General features: G+C 61.5%; 21 protein-coding genes and 1 riboswitch. Of the genes, 10 read left to right on the top strand and 11 right to left on the bottom strand.

Annotated elements, in window-relative coordinates; translation table 11 throughout:
* Positions 1 to 3: 3 nt before the first annotated feature.
* The 9 genes from ACE3O2_RS15845 to ACE3O2_RS15805 all read right to left on the bottom strand — a co-directional run bounded on the left by ACE3O2_RS15845 (position 4) and on the right by ACE3O2_RS15805 (position 6,539).
* The gene (locus tag ACE3O2_RS15845; RefSeq protein ID WP_374339134.1) at positions 4 to 576 is read right to left on the bottom strand and encodes a hypothetical protein; all 573 of its coding nucleotides are present in this window, start codon (positions 574 to 576) and stop codon (positions 4 to 6) included.
* Positions 577 to 662: 86 nt separating this feature from the next.
* Positions 663 to 1,562 (bottom strand): tyrosine-type recombinase/integrase, encoded by a 900-nt coding sequence (locus ACE3O2_RS15840; protein ID WP_374339132.1) that lies wholly within the window; start codon positions 1,560 to 1,562, stop codon positions 663 to 665.
* On the bottom strand, positions 1,559 to 2,224 hold the full coding sequence (locus ACE3O2_RS15835; RefSeq protein WP_168878209.1) for a DUF484 family protein: 666 nt from the start codon (positions 2,222 to 2,224) through the stop codon (positions 1,559 to 1,561). Before ACE3O2_RS15835 ends, ACE3O2_RS15840 begins: the two co-directional genes overlap by 4 nt.
* 40 nt (positions 2,225 to 2,264) lie before the next feature.
* A complete protein-coding gene (gene dapF, locus ACE3O2_RS15830; RefSeq protein ID WP_374339130.1) occupies positions 2,265 to 3,104 on the bottom strand; it encodes a diaminopimelate epimerase in 840 nt (279 codons plus the stop codon).
* A complete protein-coding gene (locus ACE3O2_RS15825; RefSeq protein WP_374339128.1) occupies positions 3,101 to 3,415 on the bottom strand; it encodes a Dabb family protein in 315 nt (104 codons plus the stop codon). Before ACE3O2_RS15825 ends, dapF begins: the two co-directional genes overlap by 4 nt.
* On the bottom strand, positions 3,412 to 3,834 hold the full coding sequence (locus ACE3O2_RS15820) for a CoA-binding protein (protein WP_374339126.1): 423 nt from the start codon (positions 3,832 to 3,834) through the stop codon (positions 3,412 to 3,414). The genes ACE3O2_RS15825 and ACE3O2_RS15820 overlap by 4 nt, the downstream gene beginning before the upstream one ends.
* A gap of 70 nt (positions 3,835 to 3,904) precedes the next feature.
* Positions 3,905 to 4,762 (bottom strand): lipid A biosynthesis lauroyl acyltransferase, encoded by an 858-nt coding sequence (locus tag ACE3O2_RS15815; protein WP_374339124.1) that lies wholly within the window; start codon positions 4,760 to 4,762, stop codon positions 3,905 to 3,907.
* Positions 4,762 to 5,703, bottom strand: coding sequence for a lysophospholipid acyltransferase family protein (locus ACE3O2_RS15810; protein ID WP_374339122.1), 942 nt, complete (start codon positions 5,701 to 5,703; stop codon positions 4,762 to 4,764). Before ACE3O2_RS15810 ends, ACE3O2_RS15815 begins: the two co-directional genes overlap by 1 nt.
* Complete coding sequence (locus ACE3O2_RS15805; protein WP_374339120.1) at positions 5,625 to 6,539, bottom strand: lysophospholipid acyltransferase family protein; 915 nt, start codon at positions 6,537 to 6,539, stop codon at positions 5,625 to 5,627. Before ACE3O2_RS15805 ends, ACE3O2_RS15810 begins: the two co-directional genes overlap by 79 nt.
* A gap of 118 nt (positions 6,540 to 6,657) precedes the next feature.
* On the opposite strand from ACE3O2_RS15805, the gene metK reads away from it, so the two are divergent.
* From metK to metF, 4 genes are all read left to right on the top strand, one after another.
* Positions 6,658 to 7,827 (top strand): methionine adenosyltransferase, encoded by a 1,170-nt coding sequence (gene metK / locus ACE3O2_RS15800; RefSeq protein ID WP_374339118.1) that lies wholly within the window; start codon positions 6,658 to 6,660, stop codon positions 7,825 to 7,827.
* Between the two features lie 39 nt (positions 7,828 to 7,866).
* Positions 7,867 to 7,943, top strand: a riboswitch (S-adenosyl-L-homocysteine riboswitch).
* Between the two features lie 20 nt (positions 7,944 to 7,963).
* Complete coding sequence (gene ahcY / locus ACE3O2_RS15795) at positions 7,964 to 9,385, top strand: adenosylhomocysteinase (RefSeq protein WP_374339116.1); 1,422 nt, start codon at positions 7,964 to 7,966, stop codon at positions 9,383 to 9,385.
* A 51-nt stretch (positions 9,386 to 9,436) separates the two neighbouring features.
* Positions 9,437 to 9,784, top strand: coding sequence for a phage holin family protein (locus ACE3O2_RS15790; RefSeq protein ID WP_374339114.1), 348 nt, complete (start codon positions 9,437 to 9,439; stop codon positions 9,782 to 9,784).
* A gap of 12 nt (positions 9,785 to 9,796) precedes the next feature.
* Positions 9,797 to 10,630: a methylenetetrahydrofolate reductase [NAD(P)H] gene (gene metF / locus ACE3O2_RS15785; RefSeq protein ID WP_374339112.1), complete on the top strand. Its 834-nt coding sequence runs from the start codon at positions 9,797 to 9,799 to the stop codon at positions 10,628 to 10,630.
* A gap of 24 nt (positions 10,631 to 10,654) precedes the next feature.
* On the opposite strand, the gene ACE3O2_RS15780 is transcribed toward metF, so the two are convergent.
* Positions 10,655 to 12,481 carry a diguanylate cyclase gene (locus ACE3O2_RS15780; RefSeq protein ID WP_374339110.1) on the bottom strand — a complete coding sequence of 609 codons (1,827 nt, stop codon included), beginning with the start codon at positions 12,479 to 12,481 and terminating at the stop codon, positions 10,655 to 10,657.
* A 123-nt stretch (positions 12,482 to 12,604) separates the two neighbouring features.
* Between ACE3O2_RS15780 and ACE3O2_RS15775 the strand changes: the two genes are divergently transcribed.
* Positions 12,605 to 12,955 (top strand): Hpt domain-containing protein, encoded by a 351-nt coding sequence (locus ACE3O2_RS15775; protein WP_374339108.1) that lies wholly within the window; start codon positions 12,605 to 12,607, stop codon positions 12,953 to 12,955.
* A 19-nt stretch (positions 12,956 to 12,974) separates the two neighbouring features.
* Here ACE3O2_RS15775 and argH read toward each other — a convergent pair whose 3' ends face one another.
* Positions 12,975 to 14,363, bottom strand: coding sequence for an argininosuccinate lyase (gene argH, locus ACE3O2_RS15770; protein ID WP_374339107.1), 1,389 nt, complete (start codon positions 14,361 to 14,363; stop codon positions 12,975 to 12,977).
* A gap of 71 nt (positions 14,364 to 14,434) precedes the next feature.
* Here argH and ACE3O2_RS15765 point away from each other — a divergent pair, with 71 nt between their 5' ends.
* The 5 genes from ACE3O2_RS15765 to ACE3O2_RS15745 all read left to right on the top strand — a co-directional run bounded on the left by ACE3O2_RS15765 (position 14,435) and on the right by ACE3O2_RS15745 (position 17,662).
* Positions 14,435 to 15,436, top strand: a complete 1,002-nt coding sequence (locus tag ACE3O2_RS15765; protein WP_374339105.1) for a sensor histidine kinase — start codon at positions 14,435 to 14,437, stop codon at positions 15,434 to 15,436.
* Positions 15,433 to 16,182 (top strand): LytTR family DNA-binding domain-containing protein, encoded by a 750-nt coding sequence (locus ACE3O2_RS15760; RefSeq protein WP_168878223.1) that lies wholly within the window; start codon positions 15,433 to 15,435, stop codon positions 16,180 to 16,182. The genes ACE3O2_RS15765 and ACE3O2_RS15760 overlap by 4 nt, the downstream gene beginning before the upstream one ends.
* A gap of 209 nt (positions 16,183 to 16,391) precedes the next feature.
* Positions 16,392 to 16,769: a twitching motility response regulator PilG gene (pilG, locus tag ACE3O2_RS15755; RefSeq protein WP_168878224.1), complete on the top strand. Its 378-nt coding sequence runs from the start codon at positions 16,392 to 16,394 to the stop codon at positions 16,767 to 16,769.
* Positions 16,770 to 16,781: 12 nt separating this feature from the next.
* A complete protein-coding gene (locus ACE3O2_RS15750) occupies positions 16,782 to 17,141 on the top strand; it encodes a PleD family two-component system response regulator (RefSeq protein WP_373282897.1) in 360 nt (119 codons plus the stop codon).
* Positions 17,141 to 17,662, top strand: a complete 522-nt coding sequence (locus ACE3O2_RS15745; protein WP_168878226.1) for a chemotaxis protein CheW — start codon at positions 17,141 to 17,143, stop codon at positions 17,660 to 17,662. The genes ACE3O2_RS15750 and ACE3O2_RS15745 overlap by 1 nt, the downstream gene beginning before the upstream one ends.
* Positions 17,663 to 17,716: the final 54 nt, after the last annotated feature.

Genomic DNA, 17,716 nt, shown 5'->3' with positions numbered 1-17,716 from the left:
TCCTCAGATAAAACGGGCCTGCCACTGCCCCGCCTGCGCGTGTAACTGAAAGACCGGCTCGGGCCGGTTGGCATTCAGCAAATGACCATACTGGGCCACCGCCACCTTGGGGTTGGCGGCATAGGCGCGCTGGAAAGCCGCGGTTTCGTCCGCCGCACGCAGGAATGCCTGCCCGCTGGCGACATCGGCAAACTGCTGTTGCAGGGCGCTATCGGCATCCAGTGCTTGCTGTACGGCATCAGCGGCTTGCGCGCCCGATAACTGCAGTCGCCCATCGGCCCCCAGCTGCAGACGGGCGCCGTCACTCGTCGTCACCCCTTGCTGCTGGAAGACATTGCCGATCGCTTGCTGCAAGGCGGCAAGTTTTGCCGCCGCCTGCTCGCGCACACCATCCACCGGCACCGGTGCTGAGACCGGCTGGGTACCCGGTCGTGGTGCCAGCGGCGTGCTGGTGGCCGTGGATCGCTGCAAGGCGCCCAGCAAAGCCTGTTGCCAGCCCTGCGCATCACTGCTGCTGGTGCGGGGCTGATCAGTCTGCGGCAGACCCTGACCGGGAAGGAGGGGGCGGATACTCATGCGCTTACGTTGTCCTGAGCGGTGGTCGGCCTTGTGCCAACCCAATACAGACACAGTACAGCAAGTTCCGAGCCAGCCGTCCGATACTATTCCGGCTTGCGCTTGGCGCGGGGGTGGGCGGCGTCATATACCGCCGCCAGCCGCTGGAAATCGAGGTGGGTATACACCTGCGTACTGCTGATGCTGGCATGCCCCAGCAGCTCCTGCACCGCACGCAGATCGCCCGAAGATTGCAGCACATGGCTGGCACAGGAGTGTCGCAGCAAATGGGGGTATACCCCTTGTGGCACCCCTTGCTGTATCCCATGCTGGCGCAGCCGCTGCTGGATGCTGCGTACCCCCAGCCGCTGGCCACGCGCGCTGGTGAACAAGGCGACCTCGCCCGCTTGCGCATGACGCACCTGCAGCCACTGCTGCAAGGCCAGGGTAGCGGGTTTGCCGACCGGCACCACCCGCGATTTCCGCCCTTTGGCGAAGCGGACGTGCAATTCCTGTTCGTCCGCGCGCCAGTCCTGCAGATCCAGCGCCGCCAACTCGGAGACGCGCAGGCCACTGGAGTACAGCAGCTCGTAGATGGCCTGATCCCGTTGCAGCAACGGGTCGTCTGTGGCTTCTGCCAGCGGTTGCAGCAGCTGGCTGGCCCGGTCCGGCGTCAACACGTCCGGCAAGGCGCGCTGTCGGCGCGGTGGGCGCACGCCGAGGCAGGGATTGCTCGACCAACCCTGATGCAAGACCTGATACTGGTAAAAGCGCCGCCAGGCGGACAACATGCGGGCCAGGCTGCGGGCGGACAGCCCTTGCCGAGCCAGATCGGCCAGCAGGCGACGAATCTGTAGCGGGGTGCCTTCTCGCAGGGGCCAACCCGCACCTTGCAGCACCCGCAGGTCACGCTGATACGCGGTCAGGGTGTGCGGGCTGGCTTGCCGGGCCTGGGCCATCCAGCCCAGAAAGGACTGCAGCTCGGCCAGGTCCGGCGGGGTGCTCATGCCTCGGGCAGCGGTTCGGCCTCGTTGCGCTGGATGGCAGACGCCAGCAGCTCACCGAGGCGGCTGAGGTAAAGGGTGCCCATGTCCGGGTAGAAGCGCTGCGCATCTTCGCTACCCATCACCAGCAGACCCAGGGTTTCGCCATGCCGCAACGGTACTTGTGCGTAGGACTTGAGCGTGGCTGCCGCCTCACCAAACCAGCCTGCCACTTCCGGGCTGACGTGTGGGCCACAGTAGGGGTGTTGCAGGTCAAGGGCAAACGCTTTCAGCTCATCACTCACCGGCTCGCTGCCGGGTTGATCGTGCCCCCATCCGGGCACCCACAGGCGCACCGTCGCCTGCGGCACATTGAAGTTCTCGGTGATGTGGAACAGGAAGGTATGCAGCGTGGCTTCCACCGTCGGGGTGCGCAGCAAAGCCACACCGATGCGGTGGACCTTGTCACTGATGCCGTCATTTTCCTCACCAAACTGCAACAGTTCGCCCAGCTTACCTTCCAGCAGCCGGTTTTTCTCGCGTAGCGTCAGCATTTGCCGCTCTGCCAGCGAGATGGCGTGACCACCGTGCGGGTGCGGCACAAAAATCTCGGCCAGCAAGTCCGCATAGTGCTCAAAAAATTCCGGGTGATCTTTCAGGTACTGTGCCACATCATCCGCTTGCATCGGCGGTTCTCCTTTGTGCCCCATCCAGGGCGTGTCTCGCTCAGTCCAGCGCCAGCTGGCCTTCGAATACGGTTACAGTGGGGCCGGTCATCCATACCGGCTGACCAGGACCCTCCCAGCGGATACGCAGCTCGCCGCCACGGGTTTGCACTGTGACCGAGGCGTCCAGCCAACCTTGGCAAATGCCCGCCACCACCGCAGCGCAAGCGCCGGTGCCACAGGCCAGGGTTTCACCCGCTGCACGCTCGTACACCCGCAAGCGGATATGCTGCCGATCCACCACCTGCAAGAACCCGGCGTTGACCTTTTGCGGGAAGCGCGGGTGCTGCTCGATCTGCGGGCCTTGCACGCTGACTGGCGCGGTATCAACATCGTCGACCCGTTGTACCGCATGCGGATTACCCATCGACACGATACTGACCTGCACCGTCTGGCCGTCAGCCAGGGTCAGCGGGTAAGTCAGGCTTTCCGCATCCGCCACAAAAGGCAGGCTGGCCGGCGCAAAGGCGGGGACGCCCATGTCCACCGTGACCATGCCATCGGCTTCCAGCTGCGGCCGGATCAGACCACGCGCCGTCTCCACCCGCAGCGCGCGCTTCTCGGTCAGGCCGTGGTCATACACATAACGGGCAAAGCAGCGTGCGCCGTTGCCACACTGCTCCACCTCGCTGCCATCGCAATTGAAGATGCGATATTTGAAATCATTGTCCGGGTCGTCCGCGGGCTCCACCAGCAACAGCTGGTCAAAGCCGACGCCCAGTCGCCAGTCGCCCCACAAGCGCAGTTGTTCAGGGCTCAACTGTATCGGCTGGCGTACCCCATCGAGCACCATGAAGTTGTTGCCCAAGCCGTGCATCTTGGTAAACGGTAACGTCCTCATTGACCACTCACTTCATCATAGTCCACCAATTGTCGACCCAGGCGAACCTTGCCGACAAACTCGCCCGCCAGATGGTGGGCAGGGTGCTGCTGATAGGCGTCCAGCGAAGCCTGGTCGTCGAACTCGGAGTAGAGCACCACATCGGCGCTGGCCTCGGTACGCGAGGTGTCGATCCCCACTTCCAGCAACCGCATGCCGGGTATCTGCCCATTGAGGGCTTCGAGCACCTGCTTGACCTTGCGGGCATTGCCCGCTTTGTCGGCGCCTTCAGCCTCGTCCTTCAAGGTCCACATTACGATATGACGAATCATGCCTGATCCCGAAACAGCCTGACGTAATCCTTGTAAATGCAGCGATCCATCACCACCCAGATCCCCGCTGCCCGTGCCCGCTCTGCGGCCGCTTCGTTGACGATGCCTTCCTGTATCCACAACGCAGGCGCGCCGGTTTCGATGCAGGCATCCACAATCGGCTCCAGCAGGCTGGCATTGCGAAACACATTGACGATGTCGACCCGTCCCGGTACCGCTTGCAGCGTCGGGTATGCCGTCTCGCCCAGCACCTCGCTCACCGCCGGACGTACTGGCACAATGCTGTAACCGAAGGCACGCATGATCTTGGCCACGCCAAAGCTGGGTCGCGCCGGGTTGGGCGACATGCCGACCACGGCAATGCGGCGGCTCTGCTTCAGGCGCTGACGGATATCGTCATCGGAAGGATTGTTGAACATGCAGCAGTCCTGCTCGGGTCATGCGCAAAGTATCGCCGAAGCCGAGCGGCAATGCCAGCCCGGCACGGCTTCAGTCGTCCTTGTAAGAGTTGCGCTCCCCTGCAGGGCGGGTCTTGTATCGTTTGTGCAGCCAGAAATACTGGGCGGGATACTGCCGGATCATGTCCTCTAACCAGGCATTCATGCGCCGCACATCCGCCTCAACGTCTTCGGTCGGGTAGTCGGCCCAGCCCGGGTGAAAGCGAATGGTATAACCATGCGGCTCCATGGTGGTCACCATCGGCACCACCCTGGCCCGGGTGATTTTGGCCAAACGCGGCAAGGCGGTTACCGTGGCCGCCAGCTGGCCGAAGAACGGTACGAACACAGCATCACGTGCACCATAGTCGAGATCAGGCGAATAGTGCAGCTGGAATCCATCCTTGTAGGCCTGCAGAATGGCACGCACCCCGGCCTGACGTGACAGCATGCGGCAGTTGCCAAACCGCTCGCGGCGCTCTTGCATGAACCGGTCCAGCACCGGGTTTTTCTGCTGCACATACACCGCAGAGCAGGCCCGCTCCAGCACGATACGCTGCCCACCGGCGGCCAGACCGTTAAAGTGGGGGGCCAGCCACAGCTGCGGCCCCTCTGGCAGGGCGTCCAGCCCTTCGATACGGATCAGCTTGCGCAAGCGCGCCGGTGAACCATACCAGAGGTAGGCGTGATCCAGCAGCCCCAGCATGAACAGCTGGTAGTGCTGTCGCAACAAGCGGTTGCGCGCCCGCTCGTCCAGCTCGGGAAAGGCCTGACGCAGGTTGTAGCGCCCCACCCGGCGGCGGGCGGGGGACAGCAGGTACAACAGATTACCCAACCCCCAGGCCAGCCCCTTGAACAGCCAGCGCGGCAGGAAGTGCAGCAGGTAGAACACGCCCAGTACGACGCGCATCAGGGCCTCCGTGCAGGCTTGTAGCGATTGGGGGTGCCGGGGGGGGAGGTACCAAAGCGACGGTGCACCCAGAAGTACTGCTCCGGCATCTCACGCACCCGGGCTTCCACAAACTGGTTCATGTAGACCGCGTCCGCCACTTCGTCGCCCGAAGGGAAAGCTTCCCAACCCGGATAGAAACGGGCCTCATAGCCTTTCCACCAGCCCAGTTGCCGCACCACCAGCGGCACCACCACCGCATCGGCAGCCTTGGCGATACGTGATACCGCCGTGATGGTGGCCGCCGGATGACCGAAGAAGGGAACGAACACCGAATCACGCGCCCCAAAATCCATATCCGGCAGGTAATACAGCGGCTTGCCTGCGCGCAGTGCTTTCAGGATCGGGCGCAGGCCCTGCTGGCGGCTGATCAATCCCGGCGCACCAAAGCGCGAGCGGGCTTTCAGCAGCAATTCATTGAAGGCGACATCCTTGTTGGCGCTGTACATGGCCACCAGCGGCACCACCTCCGCCACCGCCGAACCGGCAAAGTTCATGCCGACAAAATGCGGGGTCAACAGGATGACCGGCTTGCCCTGCTGCGCACGCAAGTGCTCCATGCCGACAATCGTCACCGCATTCAGCAGGCGACGTTTGGGCTGAAACACCTGCACCCCCAGTTCCAGCAGGCTGCGTGCCAGCACCATATAGTGCTGCCGCGCTACCTTGCGCCGGGTGGCCTTGTCCCACTCCGGAAAGCACATCTGCAGGTTGATGTCGACCGCGCCACCGCGCCGGAACAGATGCACCAGCGCCCCCAGCGTGTAGGCAAGGGCCCACAGCAAGGGGAAGGGCAGCCAGGCCAGGCCGCGCAGCAGCAGGATCAGCGCGCGGCTGAGTCGCTGTCGCCGGTAGCGGGGATGGACTGGCCGGTCGGGTTCTTGTATCGGTTGTAACTCCACAAATACTGTTCCGGGCATTGGCGGACGAGGGCTTCGACCGCCTGGTTCAACACATGGGCATCTTGCTGCCGCTCACCGGTAAACGGCTGCGGCAGAGGGGACAAATGCAGGCGGTAGCCCCGCCCCCACGGCAGACGCTCACCATACAGCATCACCACCGTGGCACCGGTACTGCTGGCCAGCCGTGGCAGCAGGGTCATGGTGTAGGCGGGCTGTCCGAAAAACGGTGCCCATTCCCCGTCACCTTGCCCCGGCACCTGGTCGGGTAGCACAAAAATGGCCCGCCCGGTCTTGAGGGCCTTGAGCAGGGTACGCACCCCGGCCGTATCGGTGGCCGCCATATCGGTATTGGAGCGCGCCCGGCCCGCATTCATCAAGGGCTCCAGCCAGCGCAGCTTGGGCGGGCGATACAGTGCGGCGAGCGGCATGCGGGTGGAGAGGTAACGCCCGGCAATGTCGTAGCACCCCAAATGCGGCGTAACGAAAATGATGCCACGGCCCGCCTGCTGCGCGGCTTCAACATGCTGCCAGCCCTCCACCTCGCGCACCCAGCTGGCCACTACCTGCGGTGAGCGCACCCAGGCCGCCAGCAATTCGGTGACCGCTTTGCCGGATTCTCGCGCATTACGCCAGCACAACCGGCTATAATCACGAGATGTTGTAGCCAGTTGTGTCGTCAGCAGGTTTGCCCGCTGCCGCTTGCGGTAACGCGGGGCCAGCAGATAGGCCAGCAGGCCGAGCCCGCTGCCCGCCAGATGCAGCACCGGCAAAGGCAGATGCCCAACCAGTTGCAACAGGCGTAGCGCAATGGACAGTCTTGGTGTGGGTGCGGACATTCCGCCCGGCTCCCTGAGGCTCAAAATGGCGCATTTTACACGTGCCCGTCGTCGATACCCAGCCCATCTGAACAAGGCAGGTAGGCGGACGATCCGGCATACCCCATGAGGAACGATAATGAGTGAATATCTGTTTACCTCGGAATCCGTGTCGGAAGGTCATCCGGACAAAGTCGCTGACCAGATTTCCGATGCCATTCTGGACGCCATTCTGGCGGAAGACAAACATGCCCGGGTGGCCGCAGAAACGCTGGTGAATACCGGCTTGTGCGTGCTGGCGGGTGAGATTACCACCCACGCCAACGTGGATTACATCGAGATCGCCCGCAGCACCATCCGCCGCATCGGCTACGATCACTCCGATCTGGGCTTTGATGCCAAGGGTTGCGCGGTGCTGGTGGCCTACGACAAGCAGAGCCCGGACATTGCGCAAGGCGTGAACGAAGGCCAGGGGCTGGATCTGGACCAGGGCGCCGGTGACCAGGGCCTGATGTTCGGCTACGCGTGCGACGAAACCCCGAGCCTGATGCCCTTCCCGATCTATTACGCCCACCGTCTGGTACAGCGCCAGGCCGAACTGCGCAAGGATGGCCGGCTGCCCTGGCTACGCCCGGATGCCAAGAGCCAGGTGACCGTGCGCTATAACGAGCAGACCGGGCTGCCGGTCGCGATCGACACCATTGTGCTGTCCACCCAGCATCACCCGGACATCAGCTATGAAACGCTGCAGGAAGCCGTGATTGAGGACATCATCAAGCCGGTGATGCCGGGCAATATGCTGACCGCGGACACCCGCTACCTGATCAACCCGACCGGGCGCTTTGTGATTGGCGGGCCGATGGGGGATTGCGGCCTGACCGGTCGCAAGATCATCGTCGACACCTATGGTGGTGCCGCTCCGCACGGCGGGGGGGCCTTCTCCGGCAAGGACCCGTCCAAAGTAGACCGTTCCGCCGCCTATGCCGGGCGCTACGTCGCCAAGAACATTGTCGCCGCCGGGCTGGCCCGCGAGTGCCAGATCCAGGTGAGCTACGCCATTGGTGTGTCACAACCGACCAGCGTGATGGTGTTCACCAATGGTACCGGCAAGCTGCCGGACGACAAGATTGCCGAACTGGTGCGCCGCCACTTTGACCTGCGGCCCAAGGGCATCGTGCAGATGCTGGACCTGCTGCGCCCGATCTACGGCAAGACCGCCGCTTACGGCCACTTTGGCCGCGAAGAGCCGGAGTTCAGCTGGGAGCGGACTGACAAGGCCGAAGCGCTGCGTGCAGATGCAGGCCTGTAAGCTATAATGTTCACCGGGGCGCCTGCGGGCGCCCACCTGCCCACCGAGGGGCGCTGCGACGGAACCTTCCGCCAGGCTCGGCTGGGTGCAACCTGATTCAACGGCGCCCGTTCCTGCAAAGACAAGGAGTTTACGCATGAACGCGCCGCGTTTTACCGATTTTCACGTTGCCGACCTCAGCCTGGCCGATTGGGGCCGCAAGGAAATCCGCATCGCCGAGACCGAAATGCCGGGCCTGATGGCGATCCGCGAAGAATATGCCCACAGTCAGCCGCTGCGCGGTGCCCGCGTGGCCGGCTCGCTGCACATGACCATCCAGACCGCCGTGCTGATTGAAACCCTGCAATCGCTGGGTGCGGAAGTGCGCTGGGCCTCCTGCAACATCTACTCCACGCAAGATCATGCCGCAGCCGCGATTGCGGCCAATGGCGCCAATGGCGTCGGCACCCCGGTGTTCGCCTACAAGGGCGAATCGCTGACGGATTATTGGGATTACACCCATCGCATCTTCGAGTGGCCGAACGACAACCACGCCAACATGATCCTGGATGATGGCGGCGATGCGACCCTGTTGCTGCATCTGGGAAGCAGGGCCGAGCAAGATTTGTCGGTGCTGAATCACCCGTCCAGCGAAGAAGAAACTGTGCTGTTTGCCGCCATTCGCGCCAAGCTGGCGACCTCACCGGGCTGGTATTCTGCCCGCCTGGCGCAGATCAAGGGGGTGACTGAGGAAACCACCACCGGCGTCAAGCGCTTGTACCAGATGCACAAGGAAGGCCGCCTGGCGTTCCCGGCCATCAACGTCAACGACTCGGTCACCAAGTCCAAGTTTGACAATCTGTATGGCTGCCGTGAATCGCTGGTGGACGGCATCAAGCGCGCCACCGACGTGATGATTGCGGGCAAGGTGGCGCTGGTGGCCGGCTATGGCGATGTGGGCAAGGGCTCGGCCCAGGCCCTGCGTGCACTTTCAGCCCAGGTGTGGGTGACCGAGATCGACCCGATCTGCGCCTTGCAGGCGGCGATGGAAGGCTACCGCGTGGTGACCATGGAGTACGCCGCCGACAAGGCGGACATCTTCGTCACCACCACCGGCAACTTCAATGTGATCACCCACGACCACATGAAGGCGATGAAGGATCAGGCAATTGTCTGCAACATCGGCCACTTCGACAATGAAATCGACGTGGCTTCGCTCAAGCAGTACGTCTGGGAAAACATCAAGCCGCAAGTCGACCATGTGATCTTCCCGGACGGCAAGCGCATCATCCTGCTGGCGGAAGGCCGTCTGGTCAATCTGGGGTGCGGTACTGGCCACCCGAGCTATGTGATGAGCTCCTCGTTTGCCAACCAGACCATTGCCCAGATCGAGCTGTTCACCCGTACGGCTGACTATCCGGTCGGCGTGTATGTATTGCCCAAGCATCTGGATGAGAAGGTGGCCCGCCTGCAGCTGAAGAAGCTGGGGGTACAGCTGACCGAGCTGACCGATGCACAAGCGCAGTATATTGGCGTGAGCAAGGCCGGCCCGTACAAGCCGGATCACTACCGCTACTGATCAGCATGCGGACACCAGAGGGTGTCCGCTTTTTTTGTGGAAAGGCATGGCGTGCGTTTACTGAGCGGGTGGTTGATCAACTCTCTGAGCCTGATTGTGATATCCCTGCTGCTGCCCTTCATTCACCTGTCGCATCCTTTGGCGGCCTTCAAGGTCACCTTGATGCTGGGCCTGCTGTACCACGTGGCCAAGCCCGTTGTGATGGTGTTGATTGCGCCCGCCATTGTCCTGTCCCTGGGCCTGCTGATCCCGGTGCTGGATGTGATCATTTTCCAGGCTGCCGGGCAAAGCAATTTCGGCATGGAGATCGGCACCTTCTGGCAAGCGCTGGCCGGCTATGCGGCTTACCGGCTGCTGGCGCGCGTGACCTCGGTCACCGTTCTCGGCATCCGTCCCTGAATCGAGAATCCCATGAGTCCTTCCCGTACATTCAGCTTTGAATTCTTCCCGCCCAAAACCGCAGAAGGCATGGACAAACTGCGGGTCACCCGCCGCCAGCTGGCGCAGTACCAGCCGCACTTCTTTTCGGTGACTTATGGTGCAGGTGGCTCTACCCAGGAAGGCACCTTGCGCACCGTGCGCGAGATCAAGGCCGATGGCTACAATGTGGCGCCGCACCTGTCCTGCATCGGCAGTACCCGCGAAGGCATACGCGAGCTATTGCAAGGGTTTCAGCAAGACGGCATCCGCCATATCGTCGCGCTGCGCGGTGATTTGCCGTCCGGCATGGCCGTGGCCGGTGAGTTTCGCTACGCCAACGAGTTGGTCAGCTTTATCCGCGAGTGCTGCGGTGACCATTTCCATATTGAGGTAGCCGCCTATCCGGAATATCACCCGCAAGCCCGCAGTGCACAGGATGACCTGAGCAACTTTGTGCGCAAGGTCCAGGCCGGGGCCAACTCGGCCATTACCCAGTACTTCTACAATGCCGATGCCTATTTTGCCTTTGTGGATGCGGTACAGGCACAGGGGGTCAGCATTCCCATCGTGCCGGGCATCATGCCCATCAGCAATTTCAGTCAGCTGGCCCGCTTTTCCGATGTGTGTGGCGCTGAAATTCCGCGCTGGCTGCGCCTGAAGCTGCAAGGCTATGGCGACGATGTCGCCTCCATCCGCTCCTTCGGGCTGGATGTCGTGACCGAGCTGAGTGATCGGCTGCTGGCAGGTGGTGCACCGGGGCTGCACTTCTACACCCTGAATCAGGCCGGCCTCGTCTCCACGGTCTGGCAGCGGCTGGGTCTGTAAGCCACAGTACCGGCGCACGGGGTGTCAGGCGCTGACCACCCGGTTACGCCCCAACGCCTTGGCTTCGTACAGCGCCCGATCCGCAGCGGTATAGAGGGCATCCACATCCGGATGCCGCTCCGGGTCCAGTGTCACCAGCCCGATACTCACCGTCAGACAGTCAGCCACCGGTGAATTGGGGTGGTTGACCTGACGCGCCTGCAAGGTCGCGCGCAGGCGCTCCGCCAAGGCCACCCCCTGCGGAGTGGCGGTCGCTGGTAGCAGCACAGCAAACTCCTCGCCCCCCACCCGCGCCACCAGATCGGTACCGCGCTCGAAGGTCTGCTTCAGGCAATCGGCAAACACCTTGAGCGCATCATCGCCCGCCGCATGGCCAAGGCTATCGTTGTACGCCTTGAAGTAATCCAGATCGAACAACAACAGGGTCAAGGGCAGATTATCGCGTAGTGCCCGCCGAAACTCCTGCGCCCGCACTTCGTTGAAGTGCCTCCGGTTGGCGAGGCCCGTCAGTTCATCGCTACGTGACAACATCTCCAGCTTGCGGTTGTATTGTTCCAGGCTGCGCCGGGCGGCTTCCAGCTGCAGTTCACGGCGCTGGTAGAGCAAGATACTGAGGAATAAGGTATTGGTGATGCCCAGCAGGGTCAGCTCTTCTTGAGACCAGCGACGGGGCTGACGCAAGGCATCATAGGTAATGTAGCCCATCAAACCCTCGCTGCTCAGCAGCGGCATGCAGATTAGGCTACGCACCCCGTGTGCCATCAAGGTATCCCGCTCGGCCCGAGCTTCAGGCGGCAACTGCAGCGGGTCATCCACCTGCAGGACTCGGCCTTGCTGCAACTGCGCCATCCACCATGGAAAATTACGGGTATTGACCTCGTCCAGCAATTCAATGGTGGGCAAGAAGCCTTCTTCCACCCACTCATGGGTGTAGCGCATGTGGCTCAGCTCCGGGTCATGCTGGAACAGCGAGACCCGTTCTACACAGAGAAAGCGGCCTACTTCAGCCAGCGCCTGCTGCAACCCGGCCTCAACCGCCGACATCGGCATCACGGCAAAGCGCTGAAACAGGTTGCCAATCAAGCGCTGGAAACGGCTCAGGTAATCCAGCTCATGCGTACGCGCCACCACCTGGCTGCGCAAACGATCCCGCTCTTCGGCCAGCACACTCTGGCCCATCTTTTCCTGCTGCACATGCTGATAGGCGGTCTGCTTCAGGGCCACCAGCTCTCGCGCCAGCACATCCAGCTCATCCTCACTGCTGCCACCATGCCGCTGCCAACTGAACGGCTCCGGCTTATCCTGCAGCCCGCCTTTTTCCACATACCGTGACAACTGCAACAGGGGTTGGCACACCCAGCTGCGAAAGCGCCAGTTCAGCACGATCAGCAGCACCAACCAGGTTGCAACAATCCACACCACCCCTTCCCGCAGCTCCCGCCACGGATTCTGCGGCATCGCTGCAAGATCGGTGTAAATGTCGATCCGGCCGATTTGCTCGCCCTGCTCATTGAGCAGCGCTTCCTGGTGCGCCGCCTTGTCGGGGACGACAAACCCGGCACGCTGTATGACCCCGCGCTGCTGTTCCCGGTCCAGCCACGACACCGCCACCACCCCATCCACCAGCAGGATACGGTCAATCTGGTCGTGCAGGGCTGCCACATCATTCAGCCGCCAGGCCTTCTGCATCATCGGCACCAGCTGTTTGGCTTTATGCAGCTGACGTTCCAGTGCCTCCTTGCTTTCCACATACCAGAAGGAGCCATAGGCCAGCATGACCAGCAGGAGCGGCAACACGCTGATCATGGTCACAGACAAGATGAAACGACGGGCAAACTGACCGTGCCGCAAGCCACACTCCTGCAAGGGTTAAGCCCCCGTCCATTCACACGCTGCTCGGGCTATGTGGTGAATTTGTTTTTTCGGGGATGCTTGCACTATAGTCAAGACTGTCCGTTATTGCCGAGCCTTGCCATGTCTTTGCAGGACTACCAGACCTTTGCCGCCACATTGGGATTGCCGGAGGACATGCTGCCGGACATGGCCGGCATCCTGCTGGAGCAGCTTCCCGAGCAGTGGCGACTGTTGCAGCACAGCGTGTCATCGCATGATCATGTCGGCACTTTCCAGCATGCCCATAGCTACAAGGGGAGCGTGGGCAGCCTGACGGATGGCCCACTGTGGCAGCTGGCCAAAGCGCTGGAAGGGACTGGTCGACAGCAGGGAGAATGGTCGGAGATTGAGGGCCTGCTGGGGCAGATGGGAGTACTGCACCAGCAGTTCATGGCGGAGATGCGACAACTGGCAGACGGTACACTGCGCTGAGCGCACCGTCTGCCATCGCTCAGCTGTTCAGGCGCTGCCGTGCGCGGCCAATCGCCAAACGCACCTGCTGCGGTGCGGTACCACCGATGTGATTACGACTGGCCAGGGCTCCTTCCGGGGTCAACACCTGATATACCGTGTCGTCGATCAGTGCTGAGAAGCTTTGCAGCACCGGCAGGGACAAATCAGCCAGATCACACCCCTGCTTTTCGGCATGCCGCACGGCCAGCGCCACCGCTTCGTGTGCATCGCGGAACGGCAAGCCGCGCTTGACCAGATAATCGGCCAGGTCGGTCGCCGTGGCGAAGCCTTGCAACACCGCCGCACGCATCGCCTCTGGCTTGACCACCACCCCGCGCATCATGTCGGCATAGATGGTCAGGGTCATCGACAGGGTGTCTGCGGTATCAAACAGCGGTTCCTTGTCTTCCTGATTGTCCTTGTTGTACGCCAAGGGCTGACCTTTCATCAGGGTCAGCAGGCCCATCAGGTGACCATTAACACGCCCGGTCTTGCCGCGCACCAGCTCTGGCACATCCGGGTTTTTCTTTTGCGGCATGATGGAGCTGCCGGTACAGAAGCGGTCAGCCAGATCAATAAAACCAAAGCGCGGGCTCATCCACAGAATCAGCTCCTCAGACAGGCGCGACAGGTGGGTCATGATCAGGGCGGCAGCGGCCGTGTACTCAATGGCAAAATCGCGGTCCGACACCGAGTCCAGCGAATTCTCGGTCACACCCTCAAAGCCCAGTTGCTCGGCCACAAAGTGGCGGTCGATCGGGTAGCTGGTACCGGCCAGCGCAGCGGCCCCCAGTGGCAGCCGGTTCACCCGGCGGCGGCAATCCTGCATCCGCTCCAAGTCCCGCTGCAACATTTCCACATAGGCCAGCATGTGGTGGCCAAAGGTCACCGGCTGGGCAACCTGCAAATGGGTGAAGCCCGGCATCACCGTGTCGGCATGGGCTTCTGCCAGGTCCAGCAACGAGGTTTGCAGTGCACGGATTTCCTGCAGGTGCTGGTCGATGCTGTGGCGCAGCCACAGGCGAATGTCGGTTGCCACCTGATCATTGCGTGAACGTCCGGTATGCAGGCGCTTACCCGCGTCGCCAATCTTCTCGGTCAGGCGACGCTCGATGTTCATGTGCACGTCTTCCAGATCCAGCGACCAGACAAACTGGCCTTCCTCGATCTCCGCCAGAATGTCACTCATGCCCTGCTGAATGGCCTGGAGGTCGGCAGGCGTCAGGATGCCGGCACGTTGCAGCATGGCGGCGTGCGCCAGTGAGCCCTGAATGTCGAAACGCGCCATGCGTTGATCAAAGGTCACAGAAGCGGTGTAGCGTTTGACCAGCTCGGTCACTGGCTCGTTGAAGCGGCCAGACCACAATTTGTCGGTCGCAGATTGCATGTCATTGTCCTTCAATACACAATGCGCGAAAACACGCGGGGAGGCAAAACGCCTGATATGCTGAAACAACCATGGCAAGTATAAAGCAAAACCTGCACCCAGCCAGCTTGCCCGGCTTTGACCAGCTGGGGGTCCTGCTGCGCATTCTGGTCCTGTGCAACGGCTTTGCCCTGATGTATGCCCTGCTGCAAAGCGAGCGTTGGCGTGAGCTGGGCGGACGCATGAGCAGTGTCGCCGCCCAGCTGGAACCGCCTTTGCTATGCACCCTGTTATTGCTGTCACTGTTGCACCGCTGGTTGCGGCGGCTGCCCTATATGCACGGTGCCCTGCTGGTGGTGGTGATCAGCGTTGGCAGCAGTGGCTTGTTCAGCTTGCTGAATCATGCGTCCGGCTTCACCCTGCAGCGCAACGTGCTGGTCAGCTTGCTGGGTAGCAGTGCCATGCTGGGCTACTTCCTGCTGCGCCAGCAGGCCCTGTCTCCCGCCGTCAGCGAAGCCCGGCTGCAAGCGCTACAAGCGCGTATTCGCCCGCACTTCCTGTTCAACAGCCTGAATGCCGTGCTGAGCCTGATCCGCCCCGAGCCCAAGCGCGCCGAGCGGGTGCTGGAAAATCTGGCCGAACTGTTCCGTGTGTTGATGGCAGATAATCGGCAGCTGGTGCCCCTCAGCCGGGAAATTGAACTGGCGCAGCAGTATCTGGAAATCGAGCAGGTACGGCTGGGAGAACGCCTGCGGCTGGACTGGCATATCGATCGCATGCCTGCAGACGCGCTGATTCCTCCGCTGGTATTGCAGCCTCTGCTGGAAAACGCGGTCTACCATGGCATCGAACAAAGCATCCGCCCCGGCACCATCACCATCAATGCCTACAGTCGGCGCCACGAGGTCTTTGTGGTGATACGCAACCCGTATAACGGGCAAGGCACCCATCACGCAGGCAACAAGATGGCGCTATCCAACATCAAGGAGCGTCTGCTGCTGCACTTCGATGTTGATGCCGAACTTAGCACAAATGTCGGTAACGACTATTATCAAGTGATGATACGCATGCCATATCAACGGGGGCCGCAATGACGCATCCCTTGCGAATCTTTCTGGTGGACGATGAGGCGCCGGCGCGCACCCGGTTGCGCACCCTGCTGGAAGACTGCGCAGCCAGTCTGAGTCTGACCTGCCTGGGCGAGGCCGAGAATGGCTTTGCGGCACTGGAGGCCTTGCAACACCATCACGCCGATGTGGTGTTGCTCGATATCCGCATGCCGGAAATGGACGGGCTGGAGCTGGCGCAGCACCTGCAGCAGCTCAGCCACCCTCCGATGATCATCTTCACCACCGCCTATGACGAATATGCCGTCCAGGCGTTTGAACTGGCCGCGATTGACTATTTGCTGAAACCGGTCCGGCAGGAACGCCTGCTGGCAGCACTGCAGCGGGCGCAAGAGCGGCAGGGGCGGCCACAGAACCTGCCCGCGGCGCCAGAGCGGCGCTTCCTCTCGGTCACCGAACGCGGCAAGGTGCGCCTGATCCCGCTGGACCAGATCCGCTATATGAAAGCGGAGCTGAAATACATCACCATCGTCACCAGTGACAAGGAATACCTGCTGGAGGGTGCGCTGACCCAGCTGGAGCAGGAGTTTACCAGCCGCTTTGTCCGTATCCACCGCAATTGCCTGGTGGCCACCAAGGAGCTGGCAGGCTTTGAGAAGGGCACCGATGAAGAAGGCGAAACCCACTGGCTTGCCGTGTTACAGCCCGGCGACCGCCTGCCGGTCAGTCGTCGGCAGTGGCATGTCCTGCGCGATCGCTTTCGCCATCTGTGAGGGCATTGTGTTGGCATATTTGCCGATTTTTGAATCGCACTTCGCAATGCAGCATGCATGACCCTTTACCGGCGCTGGTTTATTTCTCTACAATTTCTTACAATCCTGGACGAATGGGCCTGATCCGCCTCAGACCTCGACGCATCCAGACCAATTTCTGACAAGGGGACAATGTGGAAGGGGGACGCAGCCTAACCGGGGTAAAGGTCATGGTTATTGACGACAGCAACACCATCCGTCGCAGTGCCGAGATCTTCCTCAAGCAGGCCGGCTGTGATGTGATCCTTGCCGAGGATGGCTTTGATGCCTTGGCCAAGATCACCGACCACTTGCCGGACATTATTTTTGTCGATGTCATGATGCCCAGGCTGGACGGCTACCAGACCTGCTCGCTCATCAAGAAAAATCCGCGTTTCCACGGTACGCCCGTGGTCATGCTGTCTTCCAAGGACGGTTTGTTTGATCGCGCACGTGGGCGCATGGTCGGCTCTGACGAATACCTGACCAAGCCTTTTACCAAAGACAGCCTGTTATCGGTTGTTGGCAGCCATGCTGTCAGTCTGACCAGCCATCACCAGCAAGGGTAGGAAACCATGCCAATCAAAAAAATCCTGATCGTTGACGACTCCCCCACCGAGCGCCATTTTCTGGGCGAAATCCTCACCAAGAACGGCTTTCAGGTGGTGATGCTGGAAAGTGGCGAGCAGGCCGTACAACAGGCCAAGGACATCCAGCCGGATCTGATCCTGATGGATGTGGTGATGCCGGGGCTCAATGGCTTCCAGGCCACCCGCACCATCAGCCGCGAAGAAGCCACCAAGCACATCCCGATCTTCATGTGTACCAGCAAGGGCCAGGAAACGGACAAGATCTGGGGCCTGCGCCAAGGTGCGCGTGACTATCTGGTCAAGCCGGTTGATCAGGCGGAGCTGCTCTCCAAGATCGCGGCGCTCGGCTAATGGCAAAACGGATCAGCCTGCGCGAATTCCAGGAACGCGTATCCCAGCGCCTGCAATCCGCCACCAGCGGGCAGGCGGGCTTGTCGCGCCTGGGGGTACGGATTGGTGACCAGCACTGTCTGCTGGAGCTGACCCAGGTCAGTGAAGTGGTGTCGGTTCCGCCCATTCTGGAAGTGCCGCTGACGCGCGAATGGTTCCGTGGTGTCAGCAACATCCGGGGGACACTGTACAGCGTCACCGACCTGTCCCACTTCCTGTTCCGTACACCGACCGGCAGTCTGCCCGGCAACCGGCTGCTGCTGCTGCAATCGCGCCTGATCGACAATGCCGCCCTGATGGTGTCGCAGATCATTGGCTTGCGCCAGCCCAATCAGCTGGAAGCAGTGAGCATGGCGCAAGATGACAGCAAGCCTTGGCTGGGCGAGCAGTTCCGGGACAGTCAGGGGGTGCATTGGCAAATGCTGCACATTGACCAGTTGGTTCGCCAACCTGAGTTCTTACAAATCAACCGTTATCAGTAATACCGACCAAAGTTGACTGACCGACCCGACCATACGGCGGTCCAGCAGGGGGAA

It is taken from the genome of Leeia sp., from assembly GCF_041909055.1.
Classification (GTDB): Bacteria; Pseudomonadota; Gammaproteobacteria; order Burkholderiales; family Leeiaceae; genus Leeia; species Leeia aquatica.
The sequence above is the reverse complement of the archived record's forward strand: the minus strand, read 5'-3'. Positions and strand labels throughout refer to the sequence as shown.

What these genes read in the sequence shown, in the direction of transcription:
- ACE3O2_RS15845 (WP_374339134.1), bottom strand. Translation starts at nt 576, where the DNA reads ATGAGTATCCGCCCCCTCCTTCCCGGTCAGGGTCTGCCGCAGACTGAT.
- ACE3O2_RS15840 (WP_374339132.1), bottom strand. Translation starts at nt 1,562, where the DNA reads ATGAGCACCCCGCCGGACCTGGCCGAGCTGCAGTCCTTTCTGGGCTGG.
- ACE3O2_RS15835 (WP_168878209.1), bottom strand. Translation starts at nt 2,224, where the DNA reads ATGCAAGCGGATGATGTGGCACAGTACCTGAAAGATCACCCGGAATTT.
- dapF (WP_374339130.1), bottom strand. Translation starts at nt 3,104, where the DNA reads ATGAGGACGTTACCGTTTACCAAGATGCACGGCTTGGGCAACAACTTC.
- ACE3O2_RS15825 (WP_374339128.1), bottom strand. Translation starts at nt 3,415, where the DNA reads ATGATTCGTCATATCGTAATGTGGACCTTGAAGGACGAGGCTGAAGGC.
- ACE3O2_RS15820 (WP_374339126.1), bottom strand. Translation starts at nt 3,834, where the DNA reads ATGTTCAACAATCCTTCCGATGACGATATCCGTCAGCGCCTGAAGCAG.
- ACE3O2_RS15815 (WP_374339124.1), bottom strand. Translation starts at nt 4,762, where the DNA reads ATGCGCGTCGTACTGGGCGTGTTCTACCTGCTGCACTTCCTGCCGCGC.
- ACE3O2_RS15805 (WP_374339120.1), bottom strand. Translation starts at nt 6,539, where the DNA reads ATGTCCGCACCCACACCAAGACTGTCCATTGCGCTACGCCTGTTGCAA.
- metK (WP_374339118.1), top strand. Translation starts at nt 6,658, where the DNA reads ATGAGTGAATATCTGTTTACCTCGGAATCCGTGTCGGAAGGTCATCCG.
- ahcY (WP_374339116.1), top strand. Translation starts at nt 7,964, where the DNA reads ATGAACGCGCCGCGTTTTACCGATTTTCACGTTGCCGACCTCAGCCTG.
- metF (WP_374339112.1), top strand. Translation starts at nt 9,797, where the DNA reads ATGAGTCCTTCCCGTACATTCAGCTTTGAATTCTTCCCGCCCAAAACC.
- ACE3O2_RS15775 (WP_374339108.1), top strand. Translation starts at nt 12,605, where the DNA reads ATGTCTTTGCAGGACTACCAGACCTTTGCCGCCACATTGGGATTGCCG.
- argH (WP_374339107.1), bottom strand. Translation starts at nt 14,363, where the DNA reads ATGCAATCTGCGACCGACAAATTGTGGTCTGGCCGCTTCAACGAGCCA.
- ACE3O2_RS15765 (WP_374339105.1), top strand. Translation starts at nt 14,435, where the DNA reads ATGGCAAGTATAAAGCAAAACCTGCACCCAGCCAGCTTGCCCGGCTTT.
- ACE3O2_RS15760 (WP_168878223.1), top strand. Translation starts at nt 15,433, where the DNA reads ATGACGCATCCCTTGCGAATCTTTCTGGTGGACGATGAGGCGCCGGCG.
- pilG (WP_168878224.1), top strand. Translation starts at nt 16,392, where the DNA reads ATGGTTATTGACGACAGCAACACCATCCGTCGCAGTGCCGAGATCTTC.
- ACE3O2_RS15745 (WP_168878226.1), top strand. Translation starts at nt 17,141, where the DNA reads ATGGCAAAACGGATCAGCCTGCGCGAATTCCAGGAACGCGTATCCCAG.